The sequence below is a fragment of the Chryseobacterium sp. Mn2064 genome (assembly GCF_049319685.1).
GTDB lineage: Bacteria > Bacteroidota > Bacteroidia > Flavobacteriales > Weeksellaceae > Chryseobacterium.
Genome location: NZ_JBMOUE010000004.1, coordinates 75,158 through 99,478, shown reverse-complemented (window position 1 = coordinate 99,478; position 24,321 = coordinate 75,158). Strand labels below are relative to the sequence as shown.

The following is a 24,321-nucleotide window of genomic DNA, read 5'->3' as shown; positions in this document are numbered from 1 at the left end:
CATCAATAGCTGATTCTTAATAATTTGTTCATTGAGAGAATTACAACTCCCCAAAAGCACTTTCTAAAGATTTGTAACAAAATAAAATTATAAAAGACTGATTGTTAAATGATCAGAATCTTATTATACAATGATGTAGCAAAGTCTTTTCAGGGAATATTCCTGTTCTTCTCATCATCATATTTAAATTCTGTGATAATATCAATCAAAACAAAATACTGCTATGAAAAGAACGTATCTGCTATACCTTGTATTCTGTCTGATTTCAATCTTCTCGAATGCACAGACCATTACTTTCGTTTCTGAAAAGACAAATAAGCCACTGCCAAAAGTTTCAGTGTTCGGTAAAGATGGAAATATACTTGCCTTCTCTGATATTGACGGAAAAATTGAGAAAAAAGCACTATCGCCTTCTCAGGAGAAATTCCAGATTGTATACAATAATTTTCCGGTAGCCAATCTTTCCTACTCAGATATCGATAAAGAAGTCGTTACTATCAATGATCAGTTTAAAGAAATAGAAACGGTAGTTATTAAGAACACCAAACCTGCCAAGTATATTCATATAAAAGGAAACTTTAATGCCTATGTAACGATGAATAACAGACTGAACAGCTATACCGATGGAGTAATCACCTATGTTTTTGACAATAAAACAAAAAAACTGAAAAGCACCAATATTGAGCAATACAGGATCTTTTATCTCGCAGATGCACAAAATGAGAAGAAAAAAGTATCATCATGGGATACCAGCAGCTCGTTAAAGCTTCCTACCCTTAAATATGTTGGCAATCCAGAAGAATATAAAACAAAAAGAAACATCATAAAAGAATTAAAAGGAGACCAGAAAGACCAGATTGAAGTCACAGATGCTGTTCTTCAGCAAAAAGAGCTTTCGTTATTTGGATTCAGGCTTTTCGATATTAAAACAATTCTAAATATGTCTTTTGAAAAAAATTCAGAGAAAAGTCTGAAAAATTTTCTGGAATATAATGAGGTCATGTACGTAAAACTTAAACACAAAAGCGAACCCGAATACAACCAGATTATTTCATACAATAATTTTTACCCAACAGAACTTAGCTTCAGCAATGATAAAGAGACTGAAAAAGTAAAATTCGACAGAGATTACAGTAATTACCAAACCCAATTCTGGAAAGATCCTTCATTTCCCAATATGCAGACCATATTCAGCAGCTTTTTCAAGGATGATCTGAAAGAAAAACAAAACAAAAAATAAAATCTACTATTAATAAAGGTTTTACTAAATTTGCAACAAACCCAATAAAAATGAAAAAGTTTTCTTTTCTACTTGTTTTCAGTCTGTTGCTTTTTACAGCATGTAAGAAAGATCATGTAGATGCTACGAATACTAAAACGCTGCAGTCGAGTATCAATGATATGACTTCCAGCTTACCTACCATTAAGCAGATTAAGTTTAATGAAGCTCTTTACATCCTTAAGACATTTGGGGTAGAAGCCGACGGTGATGTGAATGAGCTAAAAGCTTTGGGACAGCTGATCAACGGAAAAAAAGTTCCTGAAATCATGACCCTTGCTGATGAAGTAGCACAAAAGAATGGAATAGAATGGGCAAGTACTGCCCCACCTTCACTTGGAGAAATGAATATCTTCGGTGATGATAAAGCTAAAGAAAGTGATCCAAATGATGTAAAAGCAGGATCCCTTAGCATTGTAGCTACACCAACCGGTGATGACGGAACGGGAGCGCCAACAGCAATCCAGATTGTTCCAAGGCTTGTAGATACGTCAGGAAAGCCGGTAGCATTTACAGGCGCTGGTCTTGAAGCTACTTTAGAGGTTTTCAGCAACGGAGTACGTCTTGCTACAGCCAAAAACCTAATGCAGGATAATAATTTTAAAGGATTCAACTTAAAGTTCTCCTCTATTCCTGCTGCAAAAGTAGTAGATAACAAAATCGATATTACTGTTTCTGTAAAAACGACTGCAAAGACATTCAAAATGTCAAAAATCGGGCTGGATGTCAACGCAGCAGCTCTGAAAGTTCCTGCAATTCCTAAAACAGATACAACTGCAGTAGAACAGCAACCAAGTGCTGTTATAGATCCAAACAATCCTACAGCAACACCTACAACTACAGAACCCGGTACAGCGGCACCAGCAATACCGGCGGCACCTAAACAACCCGTTGCAGATCCTAAGAATACGGTGAGCAAATTTTTGAACAGTGTAAGCTCTCAAAATCTAAAAGCAGCCTACGAAGTATCCAACAACCCAAGCTGGGGAAGCTACGAGTCTTTCTCTAATCCAAATTCAGGATTTGGATCGGTGAAGAATGTAAGTGTAAAAAATATTACCACCAATGCTACCAATCCTAACGGAGCAAGTGTAAATGCTACTTATGATGTAACTGATAAAACAGGAAAAACAACTTCTTTAAAGGTAACATTCGGGCTTAAAAATGTAAACGGAGACTGGAAAATTTCCAGCTATAAAATAAATCCATAAATGGCTTCAACAGAACTGATCAAAAGACTAGAAGAAACAATTGAAAATATTCCTGATTTCCCGATTCCCGGAATACAGTTTAAGGATATTTCACCCATCTTTTTAAATCCAAAACTTTATGAAGATGTAATTGCAGAGCTTGTAGCATTCAGTAAAGGTAAAATAGATGCAGTATGCGGGATCGAAAGCCGCGGTTATCTTTTCGGAATTGCTATTGCCGTAGCTTTGGAAGTTCCGTTTATCCTGATCAGAAAAGCAGGAAAACTTCCTCCACCAGTAGTTTCAGAAAGCTATGATCTTGAATATGGAAGTGCCGTAATTGAAACCCGAGAAGGGCAAATAAAACCGGGGCAAAGAATCCTGATTCATGATGATCTTTTAGCAACAGGAGGAACAACAGAAGCTGCTGCAAAACTTGTAGAAAAGCAAGGCGCAACTGTTTCTCAATTCAGTTTCCTGATCGGCTTAAAAGGATTGAACGGAGATGAAAAACTGAAAAAATACAACGCAGAAGTTTATCATATTCTGGAATATTAAAAAAGTAAACACCATACATTTTCGGCTCTGTTCAGTAAGACAATACCTGCAAAAAGTGCAGTTTTAAAAATGTCAGATTGAACAGGGCCGAAGCTTTTTTACAACAAACAACAACAAATTCTCAACATTTACATAATAATACCAATAAAGTATTTTGTAAATCATTCAGAAACAATTAAATTTGCATTTCAATTTTTAAAAACTTATGGCAAAATTGGGAAAGAGTGCTCAGAACGAGCAAGAAGGTAAAGAAACGGTTGAGTTCTTTAAAGACCTTGACAGAGAGGCTTTAAACACTGAAAGATTCATTGAAAAATATTCAAAACCTCTAGGTCTTGTATTTGGTGTTTTACTTTTAGGAGTTTTAGGATTCTTTGCTTACAAGCAGTTTGTAATTGCACCTCAAAATACGGAAGCTGTGAAAAGTTTCCTTGCTGCTCAGAAAAACCTTGCTGAAGGTAAAGATAAAGAAGCATTAGGCGGAAAATCTGCAGCTAATCCTGGTTTCATCGGTACAGCTAACGAATATTCTTCTACTGAGATTGGTAAACTTTCTGCTTACAATGCAGGTTTATTGAAGTTCAAAGAAGGGAAATTTCAGGAAGCTTACGATTTATTAGATAAATTTTCTTCTAAAAACAAGACTTTAATGGCAATGAAATATGGTGCTATGGCAGATGCAAAGTCAGGACTTAACAAGAATGACGAAGCTTTATCTCTACTAGACCAGGCTTCTACAGCATCTGATGATCCTTATACAGCTTACTATTTCACAAGAAAAGCAGGTCTTGTTGCTTTAGGATTAAACAAAAAAGCAGAAGCTAAAAAATACTTCTCTTCAATTGACGAGAAATATCAGGATTATGACAACGGAATGTCTGATTCTTACATTGAAATGACTAAATATTATTAAAAAATGGCAACAGTTAATCTTTCCGATTACAAGCCACTTCATATAACCAATGCCGAAGATTTTTCTATCGGCATTGTTTTTTCTGAGTGGAATGATTTTGTAACGTACAATCTTCGTGATGCAGCTTTGGAAATTCTTGAAAAAGAAGGAGTAAAGCCTGAAAACATTAAACTTTTTCCTGTTCCGGGAGCTTTTGAATTGAACTATGCAAGCATGCAGCTTTGCAAAGAGAGAAAATATGACGCTGTGATTGCTATCGGATGTGTAATCCGTGGAGAAACACCTCATTTTGACTATGTTTGTTCTGCTGTAGCACAGGGAATCAAAGACTGTAATATTATGACCGATACGCCAACTATCTTCTGTGTTTTAACAGATGATACTAAAGAGCAGTCTATCGCAAGAAGCGGTGGAAATCTTGGAAACAAGGGTGTTGAAGCAGCGGTTACAGCTTTAAGAATGATTGATTTTAAAAAGAATTTATCTGATAAGAAAGGAAACATCGGATTCGGTCACTCCTAAATTTTTATCAATTTTAATTATATAAAAAGGTTGTCTCACTTCTGGGGCAACCTTTTTCTAATCAATGCTTAGATTATACTCTAAATAAATATAAAGAAAACCAAAATTCCAAGTTGTGAACTTCTGATCACTCTTAAAGATTCATAAAATTTCATTAACACACCTGATGTTTTTACTTTTTCCCGCTAAAAGTTGTACACAACAACTATCTTTGTGAAAACTAATATAGACAGTAAATACATGTTTTTAAGAAAAATAAAACCGTTCCTATACTTAGGAGTTTTCTATCTTATTATATCGTTGATAATAAGAACAGTATTCTTTTTTCATCCTATTACTACCGCTAGTTTTGGATTTTTCGAAGTCATAAAAGTCTTGCTGGTAGGACTTGTGAATGATATTTTTGTGTTCATTCTGGCCAGTTCCATCCTTGCCCTTTACTTTCTGTTCCTTTCCAATTCAAAATATAAAAAACCATACGGATATATTATTTTCGGAGCCCTGGTGCTGTTTTTTCTGTACATCTGGTTGATTCCCAATAATATTTTCAAGCAATACGGAGGTTCTGTTACAGAAGTTGCCCTAGTTTTTGTGGGAATGAAAACACTATTCTTTGGGTTGATGCTTTTTCTTCCTACCCAGAGAATTAAAATTCGAAACAGTCTCTATTTCATCACATTACAACTCTACGTTCTGGTTATTATTTTCAATGGAGTAAGTGAATATTTCTTTTATAATGAATTTGGAGTACGTTATAATTTCATTGCCGTAGATTACCTGATCTATACCAATGAAGTAATCGGAAATATCATGGAAAGCTATCCGGTTATTCCTCTATTCTCCGGTATCATGATTGTCACTCTTACCATCACATGGTTTATTTATAAAAAAACAAAAGACGAATTGCTGGAGTTACCGGACTTTAAACAAAAAATAGTATTACTGGTATCGTTTATCATTCTTTGTACGATCAGCACATTCGCATTACCGTCTTTAATGCAGATCAAATCTGACAATGTTTTTGCAGACGAAATTGAAGCCAACGGACTTCCTAAGTTTTATTGGGCTTTCACTCACAACGAACTTGATTATTTTCAATTTTACTCACAGCTTGACCAAAAGCAGGCAGAAAAGAACTTCCTGAGCCAGTATCCACAACATACATTATCAAGAAATATTGTAGCAGAACAACCAGAAGTAAAGAAAAATGTTGTCCTGATTTCCATTGAAAGCCTTTCCGCAGATTTCATGGAGCATTATGGAAATACCCAGAAAATAACGCCCTTCCTTGATAGCCTGGCAGACAAATCTCTGATGTTTACCAATCTCTATGCAACAGGAAACAGAACTGTAAGAGGTCTTGAAGCCTTAACACTTTGTATTCCGCCTACCGCAGGAGAAAGCATTATCAAAAGAAATGACAATAAAAATAAATTCACAACCGGAAGTGTTTTCAAATCCAAAGGATATGATGTGAAATTCTTATACGGTGGATATAGCTACTTTGACAATATGCAGGACTTCTTTGGAGGAAATGGTTATGGAATTGTAGACAGAAATAACTTTAAACCTGAAGAAATCACATTTGCCAATGTCTGGGGTGTTGCCGATGAAGATATGGCCAGAAAAGCCATTCAGGTGATGAATTCGGAAGCAAAATCCGGAAAACCTTTCTTCAATCATTGGATGACGGTTTCCAACCACAGACCTTTTACTTATCCTGACGGAAGAATAGACATTCCCGGAACCGCAAAATCCCGTGAAGGAGGTGTAAAATACACGGACTACTCTCTTAAGCTGTTCTTTGATATGGCCAAAAAACAGGACTGGTATAAAAATACTGTTTTTGTGATCATTGCAGATCATTGTGCATCGAGTGCCGGAAAAACAGAACTTCCTATGGATAAATACAGAATTCCTGCCCTGATCTTTTCCGAAGGATTTATACAGCCGCATAAGTTTGATGGGTTGATGTCACAAATTGATGTTATGCCTACCCTATTTGGACTATTGAATTTCAGTTATCAGTCAAAATTCTTAGGTCAGGACGTGCTTAAAAATGAATTCCAGCCTAAGGCATATATTGCAACATATCAGGATTTAGGTTTTGTAAAAGATAATCGCCTTACGATCATCTCACCGGTAAAAAAGGTGAAACAATATTCTTTAGAACTGGAAAAAAGCAGTTTAAGTCCAGAATTTAAGCTCTATTACGATGAAAAATTGCTGAAAAATACAGATCAAAAATTGGTGGACGATGCTATTTCAGCATATCAATCAACTTCTTATTGGCTGAAAACCAAACAACTTAATCGAAAATAGTATCTTGAATTCGCGATTAACAAGATATGATAAGTTTATACTTTCTGATATAAGGTATATAACTTTACTTACAAGGAGGATATTTATGATCCTCCTTTTTTTTACCATTCAAGATCCTGCTTCATTATTCCAAAACAAAAATTTTCCAATGATAAGATATTAACCTTTATAAACTTAAATTTTATAAATTTACGATACAAAAATATATTAGTATGAAATGGACAGACGACAGAGGCGGTAACGTTGATGATCGCCGTGGCTCTGGAGGCGGAGGTGGCGGTATGATCGTAGGCGGCGGACTCGGTACTTTAATTATAGCAGCAATTGTTTTCTTTTTGGGAGGAGATCCTTCGGGAATTCTGAACTCAGGGAGTATGCAGTCTTCAGGAAACTCTGGTGAAAGAAGAGAGCTCACTGCCAATGAAAAACAAATAGGAGAAATGATCAAAATGTTGGATGCCTGGAATTCTCAAACATGGAATCAGGTGTTCAAAGAAAATGACATGACTTACACAGATCCTAAAATCGTTCTTTTTGAAAATAATACAACTTCTGCATGCGGTCCAGCACAAGCCGCAATGGGTCCCTTTTATTGCCCTGCAGATCAGAAAGTGTATATGGATATGAGTTTCTTCAACGAATTACAGCAAAGATTCGGAGCTAAGGTTACAGAATTTACTGTAGCTTATGTATTAGCTCATGAAGTTGGACACCATGTACAGACACTTTTAGGAACCACACAAAAAGTAGACGCTTTACGAAGAAGCGGGAAATATTCTGAAGCAGAAATGAACCGTGTATCGGTTGCCACAGAACTTCAGGCGGATTTTTATGCAGGAGTTTGGGCTAGAAGAACGGATGAAAGCAAGCACATTCTTGAACCGGGAGATATTCAGTCTGCAATAGATGCTGCACAGGCGGTAGGAGACGATAATATACAGAAAAGGTCGCAAGGATATGTTAATCAGGAAAGCTTTACCCATGGTTCATCGGCACAGCGTAAAGAATGGTTTATGAAAGGATACAACACCGGAGATATCAGACAAGGTGATACTTTCAATGAGCTTTTAAGATAATTCAATTGTAAACTCAATAATGTATCTATAGAAAGATGTTTACATGATAACATAAAAAAACGGCTGTCTCACTTGAGACAGCCGTTTTTAATTTATTGTAATTCAATAGGATTAGAGTTTTTCTTTGCTTCTTCTTTTACTCTTTCTTCCATTCTTTTTCTCATCTCAGCAGGATCTTGGTTTCCACCGCCAGGGCCTCTTCCGCCGCCACCTATTCTCATGGTTGTGGAAAATCCTCCAGGCCCACCCATAAATGACATTGGATCTGTCTTAAACTTCTGCTGCTGTTTCAAATAATCGGTTCTTTTTACTTTCAAAGTATTTCCAAACTGATTCAAAGTAGGAAGTTCTGCAATCTTATAGTTTTTCATCAGATCAAAAGAATAGTCTCCTTTATCATCTTCCACCTTTACAACAAGCCCCGGAAGACCTCCAAACTTATAAGGTCCGTCCTGATAAGGCAGATCTGTCGTGAACCAAGCGGTCCATTTTCTGCCGGCAAAATCGGTTTCAGCTTTCTGAACTTTATAGTCTCCTATTTTTCTTGTTTCCGAAGAAATTTTCCAGTTGATGGGTCTATCTTCTTCATAAGAATAAATATCTCTTCCTATTCTGTCTTTAAAGTAGGTCTTTTGATTGGTTTTATCCTTTTCTACAGAATAGTTGATATTGGTTCTTAAGCTCTCCATCTGATCTCTGTTAAAGCTACCTCTTCCGCCACCTCCCTGAAAAGCATTCTGTATAATTGAGTCTCTCTTGATTCTGTTTTCAGAATAAAACAAAGATTTCTCAGGAGAGATATCCAGATAAGCATTTTCAGTCTTGATATCTGTTTTATTTTCGGCATCCGGCTTCATAGTAACCTGATACACAAACCGGTTTGTTTGTGCAGCAACGTTTTGTATAAAAATCGCAAGGGCGATAATTCCTAATTTTTTCATTTATATGGTTTTTATTTAATTCAACTCAATAGGATTCTGAACCCCTGTACTCTTAAAAGAAGCATTATCTATACCAGAAGGCTGCATAGGAATACTATTGCCTTCACCACCCATTCCTCTGTGCATTCCACCGCCTGAACGACCACCACCTCTCATTCCGCCACCGCCGTTCATACCTCCTTGATGCCTTCCTCCTCCAAAATTCATTGCTTCTCCCCCATTATTTCCTGCTATAGACTTTCGATTTTTACCAAATTCAAGTTCTAAAGCTGCTTTATCGCCATGAAAATTAATTCTTGTACTTTGTTTCGCCTCTGAACTTATAGGTTCTTCAAAAGCATTTTTAACCGTAATTTTCTTGACAAAATCAAACTTATAATCGCCTTTATCATCCTCCAGCTTAACAATCAGACCCGGTAAACCGGAAAATTTATAAGGTCCATCCGAAACGGGAATATCCTTTGTAAACCAGGCGGTCCATTCTCTTCCTCCAAAATTGACAACTGCCTTTTGAGCAGTATAACCATTCTGCTTTTCAATATTATTTGAAATTTCCCAGTGCAGAGGTCTATCTTCCTGATAATAGATCTGCTTACCGGCTGCCCGGTCATAATAATACACTTTCTGTTGCGGAATATTTTTGGTGATAAAGTACTCAAAAAAAGTAGGTTCCATGTGTTTTCGACCTTCCGATTTTGAGAATTCTTTTTCCTCTTTTTTTTGAGTTTCTTTCGCTTCAGGTTTGAAAGACGTAAAAAGAGAGTCCCTTATCAATTTATTTTCACTGATGAATAAAGAACGGTCTTTATTAATATCCAAAAAAGTCCGCTCACTTTTCATACTTACCAGATTAATTGAATCCGGATTAACCATAGTTTCATAAATATATCTTGTAGTCTGCCCATAAGACGTTATTATGATAAACAATGCAAAAAAGCCAAGTAATTTTTGTGCCATTGCCAATTTTCTTTATAGATAAAAAAGATGATTTAAAGTTAAATCAAACTTAAAGATTCTCAGTACGATCGGCAAAAAACAGCACAATTTTAAGATTCATTATATTTTTTAAATAATCTATTAAGATCAGAATCATTAAAATAGATATCTTCGATTTGAGATTGCGGAAATTAGTTTGTACTTTTGCATCATTAAATCATTCTAAATAAATACAATGATAAAAGTATCAGACTATGCAAAGGAGAAAGCCATTCAGTTGATGACTGAAGATGGTTTTAACCCTGCTGAAGATTATATAAGAGTGGGGGTAAAAAGCGGCGGATGCTCTGGTTTAGAGTACGTTTTAAAGTTTGACAACCAAAAAACAGACACAGATCAGATTTTTGAAGATAATAACATCAAAATTATTATAGATAAAAAATCCATCCTTTATTTAGCAGGAACAACTCTTGAATATTCAGGAGGATTGAACGGAAAAGGGTTTGTTTTTAACAACCCGAATGCATCCAGAACTTGTGGATGCGGAGAATCATTTAGTCTTTAGAGAAAAGACATTAGATCCTAGATTTCAGACCTCAGAGCTATTCTGAATTCTGAAATCTAACATCTGAAATCTAAAAAATAGTAATGAGTAAATATACAGAAGACGATTTAAGAGTCGATCTAGAAAATAAAAAATATGAATTCGGTTGGGAAACCAAAATAGATTATGAAGATTTCCCGATTGGTTTAAATGAGGATATCATCCGTGCCATCTCTGCTAAAAAAGAAGAGCCGGAATGGATGACTGAATGGCGTTTGGAATCTTTCAAAATCTGGCAGAAAATGGTAGAACCTGATTGGGCGAACATCAAATATGAAAAGCCGGATTTTCAAGCAATTCGTTACTACGCAGCTCCAAAAGTAAAACCGGAATTAGCCAGCCTTGATGAGGTAGACCCGGAATTATTGAAAACTTTCGCAAAGCTAGGGATTAACATCGAAGAGCAGAAAAGACTTTCTGGAGTAGCTGTAGATATCGTAATGGACTCAGTTTCTGTGAAAACTACTTTCCAGGATACATTGGCAGAAAAAGGAATTATTTTCTGTTCAATTTCTGAGGCTATTAAAAATCACCCTGATTTAGTAAGAAAATATCTTGGAAAAGTAGTTCCAAGAGGAGATAATTTCTACGCAGCATTGAACTCCGCAGTATTTTCTGACGGAAGTTTCTGCTATATTCCTAAAGGCGTAAAATGCCCTATGGAACTTTCTACTTACTTCCGTATCAACCAAGCAGGAACAGGACAGTTTGAAAGAACTCTTCTTGTTGCTGATGAAGGAAGTTATGTTTCTTATCTTGAAGGCTGTACAGCTCCATCAAGAGACGAGAATCAGCTTCACGCGGCAGTTGTGGAACTTATTGCATTAGACAATGCAGAAATTAAATATTCTACGGTTCAGAACTGGTACCCTGGTAATGAAGAAGGTAAAGGAGGAGTATTCAACTTTGTAACGAAAAGAGGTCTTTGTGAAAGAAATGCAAAAATTTCTTGGACGCAGGTTGAAACAGGTTCTGCTGTAACATGGAAATATCCGTCTTGTATTCTTAAAGGAGACAATTCTGTTGGAGAGTTTTACTCTATCGCAGTAACCAATAACCACCAATATGCAGATACCGGAACAAAAATGATCCACATTGGAAAAAATACCAAGTCAACGATCATTTCAAAAGGTATTTCTGCAGGAAAGTCTCAAAACTCATACAGAGGTTTGGTAAAAGTAATGCCTTCTGCAAAAGGAGCGAGAAACTTCTCTCAGTGTGATTCTTTATTGATGGGTAATGAATGTGGAGCACACACGTTCCCATATATTGAAATCAAGGATCCTACTGCACAGCTGGAACACGAAGCAACCACTTCAAAAATTGGAGAAGATCAGATTTTCTATTGTAATCAAAGAGGAATTGATACGGAAAGAGCAATTGCTCTTATCGTAAACGGATTCAGTAAAGAGGTTCTGAATAAACTTCCAATGGAGTTTGCTATTGAAGCTCAAAAACTACTGGAAATTTCGTTAGAAGGTTCAGTGGGATAAATCCAAAGATCTTTCCAATAAAAGCAAACTGATATAATGGCAAGGTTGTCAGTGTTTTTATTAGATCAAAAGCCTTTACAAACGAAAATATAAGAATAATCTTCAGTTAAGATTATTACAAACATAAAATATAAAAAGCTTCTATCGTCTTATTGAGGACCTATCCCAGATAAAGACAATCTGCTGATACAGAAGAGAAGCTCATACAATTATAAAAAGAAAAAGTTAGCAAGAATGTTACAAATTAAAGACCTTCACGCCAAAATTGAAGATGGCGCAGAAATATTAAAAGGTATTAATCTTGAAATAAAGCCAGGCGAAGTTCACGCTATCATGGGGCCAAACGGAGCTGGTAAATCTACCCTTTCTTCTGTAATCGCCGGAAAAGAAGATTACGAAGTAACTGGTGGGGAGATCCTTTTCCAGGGAGAAGATATCGTTGAAGATGCTCCTGAAGACAGAGCACACAAAGGAATCTTTCTTTCTTTCCAATATCCAGTGGAAATTCCGGGAGTTTCTGTAACGAACTTCATCAAAGCTGCTTTAAACGAAACAAGAAAAGCAAACGGATTAGAAGAAATGCCGGCAAAAGAAATGCTTGCGTTAATTCGTGAGAAGTCTGAGAAATTAGGGATCAAAAAAGATTTCCTTTCAAGATCATTGAACGAGGGCTTCTCGGGAGGTGAAAAGAAAAGAAACGAGATCTTCCAGATGATGATGCTTAATCCTAAATTGGCTATCCTTGATGAAACAGATTCAGGATTAGATATTGATGCGTTAAGAATTGTTGCAGACGGGGTAAATCATTTTAAAAACGAAGGAAATGCAGTACTTTTGATTACTCACTATCAGAGATTGCTAAACTACATCCAGCCTGACTTTGTTCACGTTTTAGCGAATGGAAAAATCATCAAAACTGGTGATAAGTCTTTAGCATTAGAACTTGAAGAAAAAGGATACGACTGGTTGCTTAACTAAGAAGAAAATCGATTATTTCAGAGATTAAAAACTTCCGCACCTCTTTTGTTGCAGAACCAAGAATCTCTCATATTAAAAATTGGATTCCCTGTTCCTCGGAATGACAATATTTTACTTCAAATAAAAAGAAAAAATGGTGCAAACCACAGATATACCAGTAATGGCATTAAAAGAACAAATTATAGAGAACCATAATGAATTTTTGGAGAGTCTTCGTCACAGATTTCTGGATGAGGACAGAAAAGCAGCTCTTCAAAAGTTTGCAGGTTTTGGTTTTCCGACTAAAAAAGACGAAGAATATAAATATACCAATCTAAAGGAGATCACGGAAAAAAGCTACAACTTCTTCCCGAAAGAGAACCATAACATCACTAAAGAACAGTTTGATGAACTGCATTTAGGAGAAGAAAATTTCGATTGGATTGTTTTTGTAAACGGTAAGCTTCACAAAGAGCTTTCAAAGGTTTCTATTGAAAATGTTGAGTTTCTTTCTTTCAACTATGCGTTGAACGATGACAAGCACAAAGAAGTTTTTGAAAAATATTTCAATACTATTGCTTCTAAAGAACAGGCTTTTACAAACCTTAACCTTGCTTATTGCAAATATGGCTTCTTTCTGAAAGTTCCTAAAAATGTAGTGATCGAAAAGCCGATCCACGTTTTCTATATTTCTCAAAACCAAGAGGAAAATACGTTCTACAATACAAGAAATCTTTTGATCGTAGAAGAAGGAGCTAAAGTAGAAATTATTGAAAGTCACCACAATTTTGACAGTACTTATGTATTGACCAATTCTGTAACGGAGATCTTTACTTATCCTAATGCAAAAGCAGATTGGCACAAACTTCAGAACGATAACAATACATCATATCTTATCGACAATACTTTCGCTAAACAGGAGAAAGACAGCTTAACGACTGTTAATACATTCTCTTTCGGAGGTAAGCTGGTAAGAAATAACCTTGATTTTATTCATAATGGATCTAACATCAATTCATTCATGAACGGAATCACCATTATTGGGAAAGATCAATTGGTAGACCACCATACAGCGGTTCACCACAACTTCCCGAACTGTGAAAGTTATCAGAACTACAAAGGAATCTTCGATGGGAATGCCCACGGAGTTTTCAATGGAAAAGTTTTTGTTGATAAAATTGCTCAAAAAACAAATGCTTATCAGCAAAACAACAACGTATTATTAAGCGAAGGAGCAAGCATTGATACGAAACCTCAATTGGAAATTTTCGCAGATGATGTGAAATGTTCCCACGGATGTACTGTAGGTCAGCTAAATGAAGATGCTTTATTCTACCTGAGAGCAAGAGGAATTTCTAAAAAAGAAGCTCAGGCATTACTTTTATACGCTTTTGCCAATGATGCAATGCAGAATATTGACATTGAGCCTTTAAAAGAAAAAATTTCAAAGCTATTGGCTGAGAAACTAGAAGTAGATATAGAATTTTAAAATTTATATATATTGATACATAAAAGCACTTCATTAAGAAGTGCTTTTTCTATTTCATATAAACTGTAAGGAGCACTATTTCTTTAACCAACTTTGGTTATCTTTATTATCAGAACGTTTCTTGCCATTATCAATATTATAAGCAAAACCAACTCCTAGAGTCTGCTTCAGCTGAGTTTTCCATATCTGATTATGGTCATAGAGAAGATCCAGTGTGATATTGGAAGAAATATATTTGTTGATTTTCATATTTAGGATCGCTCCGTAAGCCAATACAAGCCTGTCCGGATGATCAAGATAATTGGAGAATACAGACGCTGTATTGGTCAGATTAATGTTCTCCATGATTTTGATCTTATACATTGCTGTTCCCAAAAAACCGAATTGGAAAAGCGAAGAATCTCCATTATTCTTAAGGCCGTACGTTCCAGCTGTCTGAAGATCCTTATCCAAGACAAAGGTCCATCTTGCATTCGCAGGTCGTAAGGTCACCGTTAAATTATCATTAGGTCGGTATGTTACCCCCGCTCCCAGGTTCAGATATCCTGGAGCAAAGAAATTGGAAAGCTTTTTGGCTTCAGGATTATTACCGTCTTCATATCCGGGAGCAAATTGTGTTTGAAGACTGGCTCCTGCAGAAAAATACCAGTTTTTGGCAAATTCTCTACCATAGTTGGTGGAAAGGTTAATGACATCCTGAGTTTTTCTTACTCCTGTTCCCTGGGTATTATTTTGCCCGTAGCCCAGAATAATAATATTTTCCCAAAGATCTTTTCCTTTTTCGTAAGTAAGGTTGTAATTGACACCTGCAAGCCATCCTACGTTATTGGCTCCTCCGCCTACCCAATTCGAAAAGGCAGCCTGATTCAGCATTAAAGTATTTTGGCCCTGAATAGACCATGCTTTTACAGTGTCTGTTTTGGCCTCCTGAGCAGCAGCCAATGCCCCGATGGAAACGGAAGCGATTAATAAAAGTTTTTTCATATTTAACGATTTATTACAAATGTATAAATAATAATTTATGACGTGACAAAATTCACCATAAAATGAATTGATTTCAAGTTGAAAATTGTTTATAACAAAATGAAAATTAAATATTTAAACACTGAAAAAACCACGTTTGAACTTAAAAAAACTTAAAAACCCACCTCTAAAAAACAAAAAAAACACTTCAAAAATGAAGTGTTTTTCTGTTAAATTCAAGATTCTGAATTATTTCTTGATCCACCACTGGCTGTCCTTACGTTCCGAACGCTTTACACCATTTTGAACCGTGTAAGCAAACCCAATTCCCAAGGTCTGCTTAAGCTGAGTTTTCTCAATCTGATTGTGATCATACAGCAGATCCAGGGTAATATTCGATGAAATGTATTTATTTACTTTAAGGTTTAAGATAGCACCGTAAGCCAATACCAATCTATCCGGGCGATCCAGATAGTTGGAGAAGACTGATGCAGTATTCGTTAGGAAGATATCTTCCATAATTTTCAGTTTATAAGCTGCGGTCCCCAAGAAACCGAATTGTAGTAAAGAAGAATCTCCATCACTCTTCAAACCGTAATTTCCCGCTAATTGAAGTTCTTTGTCCAGCACAAACGTCCATCTGGCGTTGGTAGGACGTAAAGTTACCGTAAGATCGTCATTCGGTCTGTATGTGATACCCATCCCGACGTTCACGTAACCAGGAGCCATAAAACCAGATATTTTCTTTGCTTCAGGATTGTTGCCGTCTTCATATCCTGGTGCAAACTGAGATTGTAGACCCGCTCCCATCGAAAGATACCAGCTTTTCAAAAATTTTCTCCCGTAATTGGTTGATACGTTGATGACATCCTGGGTTTTTCTTATTCCCAAACCTTTCGTATCATTTTGCCCATATCCCAGAACAATTATATTTTCCCAAAGATCTTTATCTTTTTCATAGGTTAGATTATAATTAATCCCCGCTAGCCAACCAACATTGTTAGCTCCACCACCAACCCAGTTGGAAAAGGCCGCCTGGTTGATCATTAGGGTGTTTTTTCCCTGTATAGACCAATACTTGATAGTATCCACCACTGCGGAATCTTTTTTTAATTCTTCTTGAGCACTTGCATAAATCCCTGTAAAAAAGGAAAGAATCAATAAAAACTTCTTCATTACTCTAAATAATTTTCAATGCAAAAATATTAATATAATTTTTTTTTCAGGTAAAATCATCCTTAAAGAATCGATTTACCTTTCATTTTCATTGTTTAACAATATACTACCTAATAAATTCAGTGCCAAAATAATGAGGACAAATGTTAAAATTGATACGTTTTGTCTTGAAATCAGACCGGTAAGAAAAATTCATCGACAAATTTTCCGAAATTTATCATTGGCTTTTGATTTGACGTACACTCTTCATGTTTAAAAATGTAATTTCCAAAAGAGCGATTATATACCCGTTGCTGATGCTTTCTGCAATGTGGTTCGGGTATTTTTTACAAACACAGGGCTTTTTTGCAAGTTGCTTTGGAGCCATCATTCCTTTACTTCCAGAAGGACTTTTGGGGATTATTACGTCTCCCCTCCTTCATGGAAATCTGGATCATATTATAGGCAACTCTATCCCGATTGCGGCATTGATGTTTCTGCTTTATCAGTTCTATCCATTGGTGGCCAATAAAGTTTTCATTATCGGCTGGCTGGCTACAGGGTTGCTGGTTTGGCTTCTTCCTCCTATAGACATTCTTACCGGCGATTATATGTACACCTGTACTATTGGTGCCAGTGGTGTTGTATATGTGCTTGCTTTTTTCCTTTTCTTTAGTGGTGTATTCAAGTGGAATACCAAGCTTCTTACCATTTCTATGCTGGTAGTTCTTTATTACGGAAGTTTAGTCTGGGGAATGCTTCCTGAAGAATTATTTTATAATATGCAGGAACCCAGTAAAATTTCATGGCAGGCCCATCTTTCAGGAGCGGTAGTGGGAAGTATTATTGCTTTTGCCTTTAAAAATGTTGGAGAGAAGAAGAAAAAGTTCATTTGGGAATTTCCGAATTATTATAGCGAAAAAGACGATAAACTTTGGCAGCAATATAAAGAAAACCACCCGGAAGATTTTCTTGAACTTCCGTACAAAAAAAGAGACGATATCTGGGATCATTTGGATGAATTAAGAAAGAAATAAAAGCTTAATTTCACTACATTTGAAAAAAAACACATATGATCTCCGAAGAATATTTATACGCAATTGCTCTCCGCGAATGCAGCCAGATTGGCGATATTAATTTCCATAAACTTGTCCGAACTTTCGGAAGTGCATACGAAGCATGGAAACATGCTAAAAAAGAGCATAAAAGAATGGAGGGAATAGGGCAAAAAACGGTATCCGACATTGGCAACCCAACGCATTTGAAATTCGCAGAAGAAGAATTAAAATTTTGCGAAAAGAATAATATTCAGATAAAGCTCAGACACCTTCAGGAAACCCCTATACTTCTTAACGAGTGCACCGATGCTCCATCCATTCTTTACCAAAAAGGAAACTTACATGAATCTTTACAAAAAGTAAGCATTGTAGGAACCCGCAATATGACTTCCTATGGGAAACAGTTCATCGAAGACTTTTTTAAAACCTCACAATCCTCACAATATGCCTCGGTAAGTGGTCTTGCACTTGGTGTTGACAAAGAGGTTCATGAGCAGTCTATTCGCAGCAAGAAACCAACTATAGCGGTTCTTGCGCACGGATTTCAGTATTTGTATCCGGCAAAAAATAAAAAACTTTCTGAAAAAATTCTTCAGGAAGGCGGAGCGTTGATCACAGAATTCAGTTCATCGCGAAAACCGGACCGTGAAAATTTCATTCAAAGAAATAGAATTGTAGCCGGAATGTCACCTTCAACAATTGTAATAGAAACGGGATTTGGCGGAGGTTCTGTAAGCACAGCAGCCTTCGCTAATGATTACAACCGAGATGTTTTTGCTCTTCCCGGAAAAATCACAGATCTGCAAAGCCAAGGTTGTAATCAATTGATTTTCCATAATAAAGCAACAGCAATTTCTACCATAAAAGATCTTATTGATATGCTCGGATTTCATAAACCTCTGGAAAAAATAGAAGAGCTTTTTCCTCATAGCGAAACAGCCCTACAATTATCTGATAATCAAAAAGTAATATATCAAGCTATAAAAGAAAATCCACAGATTTCTTTGGACGATCTTACCCATGAAATTAAGATTTCTTCACACAAAATATTACCGATAATTCTAGAATTGGAACTTTTGGGGAAAGTAAAATCATTTTCCGGGAGACAATTTATTGCAATCTGACAATTAACGATTTCTTAATATTGCATTATTTCACACATAACATTTAATTTTTAATAAAATTTGGTCACAAATTATTAATTTAACAATATTACAGGACATTATTATTAAATTTTCAACAATGTTGAAATAGAGTATTGTGAATCTTGAAAAAAAAATTAAATTTGTTGACAATAATATTCAACCTTAATATATGGAACAATATAATATTGACCAGAAAATCCAAGAGTTTATTGCAAAAATTGAAGCAAAAAATCCTAACGAACCGGAATTTTTACAGGCTGTAAAAGAAGTTGCCGTAACTGTAATTCCATTCATTGCTACGAAAAAAGAATACACCGGAATGAAGCTGCTTGAAAGAATGGCTGAAGCTGAAAGAATTATTATTTTCAGAGTTCCATGGGTTGACGATAAAGGAGAAATTCAGGTTAACAGAGGTTTCAGAATCCAAATGAACTCTGCTATTGGACCATACAAAGGAGGAATCCGTTTCCACCCTACTGTAAATTTATCTGTACTTAAGTTCTTAGCTTTCGAGCAGGTATTCAAAAACTCTCTGACAACTCTTCCAATGGGAGGTGGTAAAGGAGGTTCAGATTTCGATCCACAAGGAAAATCTGATATGGAAGTAATGCGTTTCTGCCAAGCTTTCATGACAGAATTATGCAAGCACATCGGTCCTGAAACAGACGTACCTGCAGGAGATATCGGTGTTGGAGCAAGAGAAATCGGATATTTATTCGGACAATACAAGAAAATCAGAAACGAGTTTACCGGAGTTCTTACAGGAAAAGGACTTGCTTATGGAGGTTCATTGATCCGTCCTGAAGCTACAGGATATGGTGTTGTATACTTCGCAGAGCAGATGCTTAAAACTATCGGACAGGATTTCCAAGGAAAAACAGTAACGGTATCAGGTTTCGGAAACGTAGCTTGGGGAGTTATCAAAAAAGCAACTGAGCTTGGTGCTAAAGTAGTAACAATCTCTGGTCCGGACGGATATATCTACGATAAAGATGGTATCAGCGGAGATAAGATCGATTATTTATTAGAACTTAGATCTTCAGGAAACAACAGAGCTGAGGATTATGCTAAAAAATATCCTTCTGCTGAATTCCACGCTGGAAAACGTCCTTGGAATGTGAAGTGTGATGTAGCATTCCCTTCTGCAACTCAAAACGAATTAGATTTAGAAGATGCAAGAATCTTAGTTGAAAATGGATGTGTATGTGTAACTGAAGCTGCTAATATGCCTTCTACACTAGACGCTATCAACTATTTCTTAGACAATAAAGTATTATTCTCTCCTGGTAAAGCTTCCAACGCTGGAGGTGTTGCTACTTCAGGATTAGAGATGACACAAAACTCTATCCGTCTTAACTGGACTTCTGAAGAAGTTGATGCAAGATTGAAGGAAATCATGATCGGTATCCATAAAGCTTGTAGAGACTACGGGAAAGACGAAGATGGCTATGTAAACTACGTAAAAGGTGCCAATATTGCCGGCTTCGTAAAAGTAGCAGAAGCAATGTTAGCTCAAGGAGTTGTGTAACATAAAAAAACAAAGGTTGGGATAAATTCCCGACCTTTTTTGATACAGCCTGTTCCCGGGATAATGGGAAAAAAGTAAAAAGTGAAAGGAGAAAGTGCTGCGTATTGCAGCACTTTTTTTATTTTTATAAGGATGAAAAATACGTTTAAAAATATAGATGAATATATCCTTTTATTTCCCCAGGAAGTACAGAAAAAATTAACTGAGCTGAGACAGTTTATTCATTCATTAAGTCCGGGTTTTGAGGAATACATAGGATATCAGATGCCCGCTTTTAGGTATAAAGGGAAACCACTAATTTACTTTGCCGGATATAAAAATCATATAGGGTTTTATCCTGGTGCAGAAGGTATTAAGAATTTTGAAAATGACTTTAAGGAAAAAGAGTACAAGTTCTCTAAAGGCGCTGTACAATTTCCAATACATGATAATCTTCCCCTAGAATTAGCGGGTAGAATAATACAGTTCAGAATGAATGAAATAGAACAGAAAAAATCCTGAAATACAAGATTTCAGGATTGCAACTAGGGTTTATAAAGGACGATCACTTTTTCTTTTTAGATTTCTTTTCTTCTTTGGTAACATCAGCAGGCTGAGTGGTTTCCGTTGTTGGTTTCTTTTCTGCAGCAGTGTCTGCAGGCATTGTAGTCGTATTTCTCTGCGGGCTGTTAGGATCCGAAGTAGGACTAGGTTTTGAACTCGGTTTTTCTGTTTGAGTTGTTGATGGCGAATTGTTAGGATTTTCAGTGGTTTTCTTTTGCTCTGTTTGCGCCGATACTGCAATTACCCCAACTAATGTAAATGCCGCCGTTAAAAATAACTTTTTCATAATGTAATATTTTAAATGATTGTTTAATTTAAACGAAGCATCATTTATAAAATTACACGTAACAAACTTATTTAACGGACTTTATAATTATTTAAGAGGATTTTACAGAAAATTGAACTGAGTAAGTTAAGAGATGAAAAGTAATTTATATGGGTCGCTTCTCCATGATTCCTCTTGTCAACGTTTTGAACCTTGACAAGAGGAATCAGGAAAAATTATTTCCCGGCATTTTTCATCATCCTTTCCACAAACTCAAAGGCTGCAGGACAGATTACCGTATTTTTTAACATCAGGTTATTGATCTGATAGATCTTTTTACGGTCTGTATGAGGATATTCTCGGCAGGCTTTTGGTCGTACTTCGTATATGGAACAGGTATTATCACTGTTAAGGAAAAAACAGGGAAGATTCTGCAGAACTTTATCATTATCCTCATCAACTCTCAGGAATTTGGCTTCAAAATCCGCCTGCTTCATACGGAGATGCTTTGAGATACGTTCAATATCTTTTTCTGTATACAATGGGCCTGTCGTTTTGCAGCAATTGGCACACTGTAAACAATCTATTTCTTCAAAAACTTCGTCGTGAGTTTCCTGTACAATATAATCAAGATTTTTGGGCGGTTTCTTCTTCAGTCCGTCCAGAAATTTCTTATGTTCTTTCTGTTTTTGTAAAGCCTGTTTTTTATAAAAATCTAAATTCATTTACTCTTCATTTCTTACCGAAGCCGGAAGTTCTGCTTTTTGATATTCATTTATTTTATCCAGATCCAGAACAGTGGTAAGGTTATCTTTATTAGGATAATACATCGGAACAAACTTTGCTCCATACACAATTTCTCCCGTCACATAGGAAGACCTCTGAACTACTGTGTTTGAAAAGACTTCATCAAACGCACGCACCTGAACAATCAGTTCAATATCCGTACTTTTAAAATCATCCTCTGTAAAACCGTAGAACGGAGAATTTTCATCAATTTTATGAACAACGGTCCAGTTTAACGCCAAGGTATTGATCTTGCTCATCTGGGTATCAAGCCTGTAAAAATTACTTTTTGCCACCCCATTCTCAATCACTTCAATAGCCGTTGATACAATAACATCTGCATCTGTAAGCGCATTATTCTTATAAGGAGCCAATCTGAACATCAACGCTGAAGATCCCTGGAAAGGAGCAATCACCGCAATATCCGAAAACCTGAGATACGCCCGAGGTCTTGAAAATCGTCCGTAAAAAAGTCCTGTTGCAATGGCAAAGGTAAGCAATCCTAAAAAAGCTTCAAAAGTAGCCACAAGACTTGCTAAAAAGCCCACAGGGGCAATTCTTCCGTATCCAACAGTGGTAAATGTCTGGGAACTGAAAAAAAAGACATCAATAAACTCATTCATTGGATCGCTTTTATCAATTCCTGTTAAATGTTCTACGCCAATCAGATAGTAAATCATCGCAAAAAGCAGATTTACCAGAATATAGGCAATCACCAGATAGGAAATAAAACGGAATGAAGACAGATTCAGCATGGTATGGTACCAGCTTAAACTATTGAAAACATTTACGCCTCTTCTCTGAACATTGGGAAGACCATCTTTGTTGATGAACCTTCCGGATGCATTGCTCCCGAAGCCACTGTTTTCCGCATTTTTCTGGCGGATGATCTTTCTGAATCCTCTTGTCATATCGATATCATTTGTTTTTAAATAGTAAAAGGTCAAAAGGATGAATTGATAAAGTAGCCTTTCTGCTTTTCCACTGCAAAGATAAAATATTGTTTTCATGAATTTTATCAATTGGATCTTTTCATTTATCATTCGATTTTGAAGTACATTTGAAGTATGAAAAAACTGGAGTCAAGAGAAGATATCGAGCACCTTGTCAACTCGTTTTACGCAAAAGTTGTGAAGGATGATACCATCTCTTCTTTCTTTAATGATATTGCCAAAGTAGACTGGGATAAACACCTTCCAAAGATGTATTCTTTCTGGGAATCTATTCTTTTTGGGCAGATGTCTTACAAAGGAAACCCAATGGGTGTACACTTTCCTATTAATGAAATAAAAGCGATGGAACAAAATCATTTTGACCGTTGGCTTGAACTATGGCGAACGACTATTGAAGAGAATTTTGTTGGAGAAAATGCAGATATGGCGATCTATAAATCTGAAAATATAGCAAAATTAATGGCTTTCAAAATGGACCTGGCCAGAAGATTATAAGAAGTTTATTAATTTCCTTTTAAGGAACAATTACTGTAAAGATATAAGCTGCCAGATTCACAAGAAGAACGGTACCATAAAGGATATTCGTCTTTCCTCTACTCAGGGAAAGCATTACAATAAATACGGATAAAGAAAGTAAAATAATATCTTTTTTGTCCAATCCCAGTACTAATGGAATATCATACAGAATACACACTGTAGATACAGCAGGAATTGTAAGCCCTATACTTGCAAGCGCTGAACCTAATGCCAAATTTAAACTGGATTGAATCTGGTTACTACGTGCCGCTCTAATAGCAGCCACACCTTCCGGAAGTAGAACAACCGCGGCGATAATTACCCCTACTAAAGATTTAGGAGCTCCTAAGCTTTGTACCATCCCTTCAATAGTATTGGATAATCCCTTAGCCATAAGCACTACAATAACAAGACAAATAAGCAGGAAAACAAAGCTTATAAGCGTTTTAGTAAGTGATGGAATATAATGTTCCTCAGGATGCTCGTCAGGAACTATAAAATAGCTTCTATGGCGTACCGTTTGTACCATCAGGAAAACTCCATAAATGACAAGACAGGCAATGGATACAAAAACAAGCTGTGCTTCATTATAAAAGGGACCGTTAACACTGGAAGTAAAGTTAGGAAGTACCAGTGTAAGAATCAGGATAGAGACAATACTTACAAGATAAGTAGTAGCAGATGTTCTTGCGAAAAACTGTTCGTGGTATTTAACACCACCTACCAAAATACAAATTCCCAAAATTCCATTCAGAATAAGCATTACAGCAGCAAAAACCGTATCTCTGGCCAGCGTGATCGCCTGATCTCCGCCGGCAACCATGAGCGAGATGATCAACGCGACTTCAATGATGGTGATACAGAGCGCCAGGATAATGGTTCCAAAAGGCTCCCCTACTTTATGAGCTACAACTTCTGCATGATGCACTGCCGATAAAACACTTCCTATAAGCAAAACACCGGCAAGAATATCATAAAAAACACCCGTTCCCATCAATCCGGAAAAGTAATATCCTACCGCAAGGAGAGGAAAAATATAAGTATAATGTAAAAATTCTTTAGGTCTCATAAAGTGACTACAAAATACAAAAAATCTATAACTTTTTCAATATTAAAAGAAAATATTAAT

General features: G+C 36.3%; 24 protein-coding genes. 16 read left to right on the top strand and 8 right to left on the bottom strand.

Annotated elements, in window-relative coordinates:
- The first annotated feature begins 223 nt into the window (after window positions 1–223).
- The 7 genes from ACL9RH_RS15640 to ypfJ all read left to right on the top strand — a co-directional run bounded on the left by ACL9RH_RS15640 (window position 224) and on the right by ypfJ (window position 7,860).
- Entirely contained in the window at window positions 224–1,240 is a 1,017-nt protein-coding gene (locus tag ACL9RH_RS15640) for a hypothetical protein (protein WP_422694296.1), read from the top strand.
- Between the two features lie 50 nt (window positions 1,241–1,290).
- Window positions 1,291–2,490 (top strand): hypothetical protein, encoded by a 1,200-nt coding sequence (locus ACL9RH_RS15635; RefSeq protein WP_422694295.1) that lies wholly within the window; start codon window positions 1,291–1,293, stop codon window positions 2,488–2,490.
- Window positions 2,491–3,027 carry an adenine phosphoribosyltransferase gene (locus ACL9RH_RS15630; protein ID WP_422694294.1) on the top strand — a complete coding sequence of 179 codons (537 nt, stop codon included), beginning with the start codon at window positions 2,491–2,493 and terminating at the stop codon, window positions 3,025–3,027.
- A gap of 205 nt (window positions 3,028–3,232) precedes the next feature.
- The gene (locus ACL9RH_RS15625; protein ID WP_422694293.1) at window positions 3,233–3,940 is read left to right on the top strand and encodes a tetratricopeptide repeat protein; all 708 of its coding nucleotides are present in this window, start codon (window positions 3,233–3,235) and stop codon (window positions 3,938–3,940) included.
- 3 nt (window positions 3,941–3,943) lie between these two features.
- Complete coding sequence (gene ribH, locus ACL9RH_RS15620; RefSeq protein ID WP_422694292.1) at window positions 3,944–4,462, top strand: 6,7-dimethyl-8-ribityllumazine synthase; 519 nt, start codon at window positions 3,944–3,946, stop codon at window positions 4,460–4,462.
- A 240-nt stretch (window positions 4,463–4,702) separates the two neighbouring features.
- Window positions 4,703–6,784, top strand: coding sequence for an LTA synthase family protein (locus tag ACL9RH_RS15615; RefSeq protein WP_422694642.1), 2,082 nt, complete (start codon window positions 4,703–4,705; stop codon window positions 6,782–6,784).
- 212 nt (window positions 6,785–6,996) lie between these two features.
- Complete coding sequence (gene ypfJ / locus ACL9RH_RS15610) at window positions 6,997–7,860, top strand: KPN_02809 family neutral zinc metallopeptidase (protein WP_422694291.1); 864 nt, start codon at window positions 6,997–6,999, stop codon at window positions 7,858–7,860.
- Window positions 7,861–7,952: 92 nt separating this feature from the next.
- On the opposite strand, the gene ACL9RH_RS15605 is transcribed toward ypfJ, so the two are convergent.
- Both ACL9RH_RS15605 and ACL9RH_RS15600 read right to left on the bottom strand, forming a co-directional pair.
- Complete coding sequence (locus tag ACL9RH_RS15605) at window positions 7,953–8,801, bottom strand: GLPGLI family protein (protein WP_422694290.1); 849 nt, start codon at window positions 8,799–8,801, stop codon at window positions 7,953–7,955.
- Between the two features lie 15 nt (window positions 8,802–8,816).
- Window positions 8,817–9,758 carry a GLPGLI family protein gene (locus ACL9RH_RS15600; protein ID WP_422694289.1) on the bottom strand — a complete coding sequence of 314 codons (942 nt, stop codon included), beginning with the start codon at window positions 9,756–9,758 and terminating at the stop codon, window positions 8,817–8,819.
- Window positions 9,759–9,972: 214 nt separating this feature from the next.
- Here ACL9RH_RS15600 and ACL9RH_RS15595 point away from each other — a divergent pair, with 214 nt between their 5' ends.
- The 4 genes from ACL9RH_RS15595 (at window position 9,973) to sufD (ending at window position 14,280) form a co-directional block, all read left to right on the top strand.
- Window positions 9,973–10,302, top strand: coding sequence for a HesB/IscA family protein (locus ACL9RH_RS15595; protein WP_027372006.1), 330 nt, complete (start codon window positions 9,973–9,975; stop codon window positions 10,300–10,302).
- An 83-nt stretch (window positions 10,303–10,385) separates the two neighbouring features.
- On the top strand, window positions 10,386–11,834 hold the full coding sequence (gene sufB / locus ACL9RH_RS15590) for a Fe-S cluster assembly protein SufB (protein WP_422694288.1): 1,449 nt from the start codon (window positions 10,386–10,388) through the stop codon (window positions 11,832–11,834).
- 234 nt (window positions 11,835–12,068) lie between these two features.
- Window positions 12,069–12,812 carry a Fe-S cluster assembly ATPase SufC gene (gene sufC / locus ACL9RH_RS15585; RefSeq protein ID WP_422694287.1) on the top strand — a complete coding sequence of 248 codons (744 nt, stop codon included), beginning with the start codon at window positions 12,069–12,071 and terminating at the stop codon, window positions 12,810–12,812.
- 160 nt (window positions 12,813–12,972) lie between these two features.
- Window positions 12,973–14,280 carry a Fe-S cluster assembly protein SufD gene (gene sufD / locus ACL9RH_RS15580; RefSeq protein WP_422694641.1) on the top strand — a complete coding sequence of 436 codons (1,308 nt, stop codon included), beginning with the start codon at window positions 12,973–12,975 and terminating at the stop codon, window positions 14,278–14,280.
- A 75-nt stretch (window positions 14,281–14,355) separates the two neighbouring features.
- Here sufD and ACL9RH_RS15575 read toward each other — a convergent pair whose 3' ends face one another.
- Together ACL9RH_RS15575 and ACL9RH_RS15570 are read right to left on the bottom strand one after the other, a co-directional pair.
- Window positions 14,356–15,264, bottom strand: a complete 909-nt coding sequence (locus ACL9RH_RS15575; RefSeq protein ID WP_422694286.1) for a DUF3078 domain-containing protein — start codon at window positions 15,262–15,264, stop codon at window positions 14,356–14,358.
- 228 nt (window positions 15,265–15,492) lie between these two features.
- Window positions 15,493–16,419: a DUF3078 domain-containing protein gene (locus ACL9RH_RS15570; RefSeq protein ID WP_422694285.1), complete on the bottom strand. Its 927-nt coding sequence runs from the start codon at window positions 16,417–16,419 to the stop codon at window positions 15,493–15,495.
- 248 nt (window positions 16,420–16,667) lie between these two features.
- On the opposite strand from ACL9RH_RS15570, the gene ACL9RH_RS15565 reads away from it, so the two are divergent.
- From ACL9RH_RS15565 to ACL9RH_RS15550, 4 genes are all read left to right on the top strand, one after another.
- Window positions 16,668–17,435, top strand: a complete 768-nt coding sequence (locus tag ACL9RH_RS15565; RefSeq protein WP_422694284.1) for a rhomboid family intramembrane serine protease — start codon at window positions 16,668–16,670, stop codon at window positions 17,433–17,435.
- 35 nt (window positions 17,436–17,470) lie between these two features.
- Window positions 17,471–18,580: a DNA-processing protein DprA gene (gene dprA, locus ACL9RH_RS15560; RefSeq protein WP_422694283.1), complete on the top strand. Its 1,110-nt coding sequence runs from the start codon at window positions 17,471–17,473 to the stop codon at window positions 18,578–18,580.
- Window positions 18,581–18,770: 190 nt separating this feature from the next.
- Complete coding sequence (gene gdhA, locus ACL9RH_RS15555) at window positions 18,771–20,129, top strand: NADP-specific glutamate dehydrogenase (protein ID WP_422694282.1); 1,359 nt, start codon at window positions 18,771–18,773, stop codon at window positions 20,127–20,129.
- A gap of 132 nt (window positions 20,130–20,261) precedes the next feature.
- Entirely contained in the window at window positions 20,262–20,630 is a 369-nt protein-coding gene (locus ACL9RH_RS15550; protein ID WP_422694281.1) for an iron chaperone, read from the top strand.
- Between the two features lie 43 nt (window positions 20,631–20,673).
- Here ACL9RH_RS15550 and ACL9RH_RS15545 read toward each other — a convergent pair whose 3' ends face one another.
- The 3 genes from ACL9RH_RS15545 to ACL9RH_RS15535 form a co-directional block, all read right to left on the bottom strand.
- Window positions 20,674–20,958 (bottom strand): hypothetical protein, encoded by a 285-nt coding sequence (locus ACL9RH_RS15545; RefSeq protein WP_422694280.1) that lies wholly within the window; start codon window positions 20,956–20,958, stop codon window positions 20,674–20,676.
- Window positions 20,959–21,173: 215 nt separating this feature from the next.
- Window positions 21,174–21,662: a YkgJ family cysteine cluster protein gene (locus ACL9RH_RS15540; RefSeq protein ID WP_422694279.1), complete on the bottom strand. Its 489-nt coding sequence runs from the start codon at window positions 21,660–21,662 to the stop codon at window positions 21,174–21,176.
- The gene (locus ACL9RH_RS15535) at window positions 21,663–22,634 is read right to left on the bottom strand and encodes an ion channel (protein WP_422694640.1); all 972 of its coding nucleotides are present in this window, start codon (window positions 22,632–22,634) and stop codon (window positions 21,663–21,665) included. It lies immediately after the preceding gene.
- 156 nt (window positions 22,635–22,790) lie between these two features.
- Here ACL9RH_RS15535 and ACL9RH_RS15530 point away from each other — a divergent pair, with 156 nt between their 5' ends.
- Entirely contained in the window at window positions 22,791–23,171 is a 381-nt protein-coding gene (locus ACL9RH_RS15530) for a group III truncated hemoglobin (protein WP_422694278.1), read from the top strand.
- A gap of 19 nt (window positions 23,172–23,190) precedes the next feature.
- Here ACL9RH_RS15530 and ACL9RH_RS15525 read toward each other — a convergent pair whose 3' ends face one another.
- The gene (locus ACL9RH_RS15525) at window positions 23,191–24,261 is read right to left on the bottom strand and encodes a calcium:proton antiporter (protein WP_422694277.1); all 1,071 of its coding nucleotides are present in this window, start codon (window positions 24,259–24,261) and stop codon (window positions 23,191–23,193) included.
- Between the last annotated feature and the right edge of the window lie 60 nt (window positions 24,262–24,321).

What these genes read in the sequence shown, in the direction of transcription:
- ACL9RH_RS15625 (WP_422694293.1), top strand. Translation starts at nt 3,233, where the DNA reads ATGGCAAAATTGGGAAAGAGTGCTCAGAACGAGCAAGAAGGTAAAGAA.
- sufB (WP_422694288.1), top strand. Translation starts at nt 10,386, where the DNA reads ATGAGTAAATATACAGAAGACGATTTAAGAGTCGATCTAGAAAATAAA.
- ACL9RH_RS15595 (WP_027372006.1), top strand. Translation starts at nt 9,973, where the DNA reads ATGATAAAAGTATCAGACTATGCAAAGGAGAAAGCCATTCAGTTGATG.
- ACL9RH_RS15565 (WP_422694284.1), top strand. Translation starts at nt 16,668, where the DNA reads ATGTTTAAAAATGTAATTTCCAAAAGAGCGATTATATACCCGTTGCTG.
- ACL9RH_RS15575 (WP_422694286.1), bottom strand. Translation starts at nt 15,264, where the DNA reads ATGAAAAAACTTTTATTAATCGCTTCCGTTTCCATCGGGGCATTGGCT.
- ribH (WP_422694292.1), top strand. Translation starts at nt 3,944, where the DNA reads ATGGCAACAGTTAATCTTTCCGATTACAAGCCACTTCATATAACCAAT.
- ypfJ (WP_422694291.1), top strand. Translation starts at nt 6,997, where the DNA reads ATGAAATGGACAGACGACAGAGGCGGTAACGTTGATGATCGCCGTGGC.
- sufD (WP_422694641.1), top strand. Translation starts at nt 12,973, where the DNA reads ATGGCATTAAAAGAACAAATTATAGAGAACCATAATGAATTTTTGGAG.
- ACL9RH_RS15535 (WP_422694640.1), bottom strand. Translation starts at nt 22,634, where the DNA reads ATGACAAGAGGATTCAGAAAGATCATCCGCCAGAAAAATGCGGAAAAC.
- gdhA (WP_422694282.1), top strand. Translation starts at nt 18,771, where the DNA reads ATGGAACAATATAATATTGACCAGAAAATCCAAGAGTTTATTGCAAAA.
- ACL9RH_RS15550 (WP_422694281.1), top strand. Translation starts at nt 20,262, where the DNA reads ATGAAAAATACGTTTAAAAATATAGATGAATATATCCTTTTATTTCCC.
- ACL9RH_RS15630 (WP_422694294.1), top strand. Translation starts at nt 2,491, where the DNA reads ATGGCTTCAACAGAACTGATCAAAAGACTAGAAGAAACAATTGAAAAT.
- ACL9RH_RS15640 (WP_422694296.1), top strand. Translation starts at nt 224, where the DNA reads ATGAAAAGAACGTATCTGCTATACCTTGTATTCTGTCTGATTTCAATC.
- ACL9RH_RS15600 (WP_422694289.1), bottom strand. Translation starts at nt 9,758, where the DNA reads ATGGCACAAAAATTACTTGGCTTTTTTGCATTGTTTATCATAATAACG.
- ACL9RH_RS15530 (WP_422694278.1), top strand. Translation starts at nt 22,791, where the DNA reads ATGAAAAAACTGGAGTCAAGAGAAGATATCGAGCACCTTGTCAACTCG.
- ACL9RH_RS15525 (WP_422694277.1), bottom strand. Translation starts at nt 24,261, where the DNA reads ATGAGACCTAAAGAATTTTTACATTATACTTATATTTTTCCTCTCCTT.
- dprA (WP_422694283.1), top strand. Translation starts at nt 17,471, where the DNA reads ATGATCTCCGAAGAATATTTATACGCAATTGCTCTCCGCGAATGCAGC.
- sufC (WP_422694287.1), top strand. Translation starts at nt 12,069, where the DNA reads ATGTTACAAATTAAAGACCTTCACGCCAAAATTGAAGATGGCGCAGAA.
- ACL9RH_RS15545 (WP_422694280.1), bottom strand. Translation starts at nt 20,958, where the DNA reads ATGAAAAAGTTATTTTTAACGGCGGCATTTACATTAGTTGGGGTAATT.
- ACL9RH_RS15570 (WP_422694285.1), bottom strand. Translation starts at nt 16,419, where the DNA reads ATGAAGAAGTTTTTATTGATTCTTTCCTTTTTTACAGGGATTTATGCA.
- ACL9RH_RS15540 (WP_422694279.1), bottom strand. Translation starts at nt 21,662, where the DNA reads ATGAATTTAGATTTTTATAAAAAACAGGCTTTACAAAAACAGAAAGAA.
- ACL9RH_RS15605 (WP_422694290.1), bottom strand. Translation starts at nt 8,801, where the DNA reads ATGAAAAAATTAGGAATTATCGCCCTTGCGATTTTTATACAAAACGTT.
- ACL9RH_RS15635 (WP_422694295.1), top strand. Translation starts at nt 1,291, where the DNA reads ATGAAAAAGTTTTCTTTTCTACTTGTTTTCAGTCTGTTGCTTTTTACA.
- ACL9RH_RS15615 (WP_422694642.1), top strand. Translation starts at nt 4,703, where the DNA reads ATGTTTTTAAGAAAAATAAAACCGTTCCTATACTTAGGAGTTTTCTAT.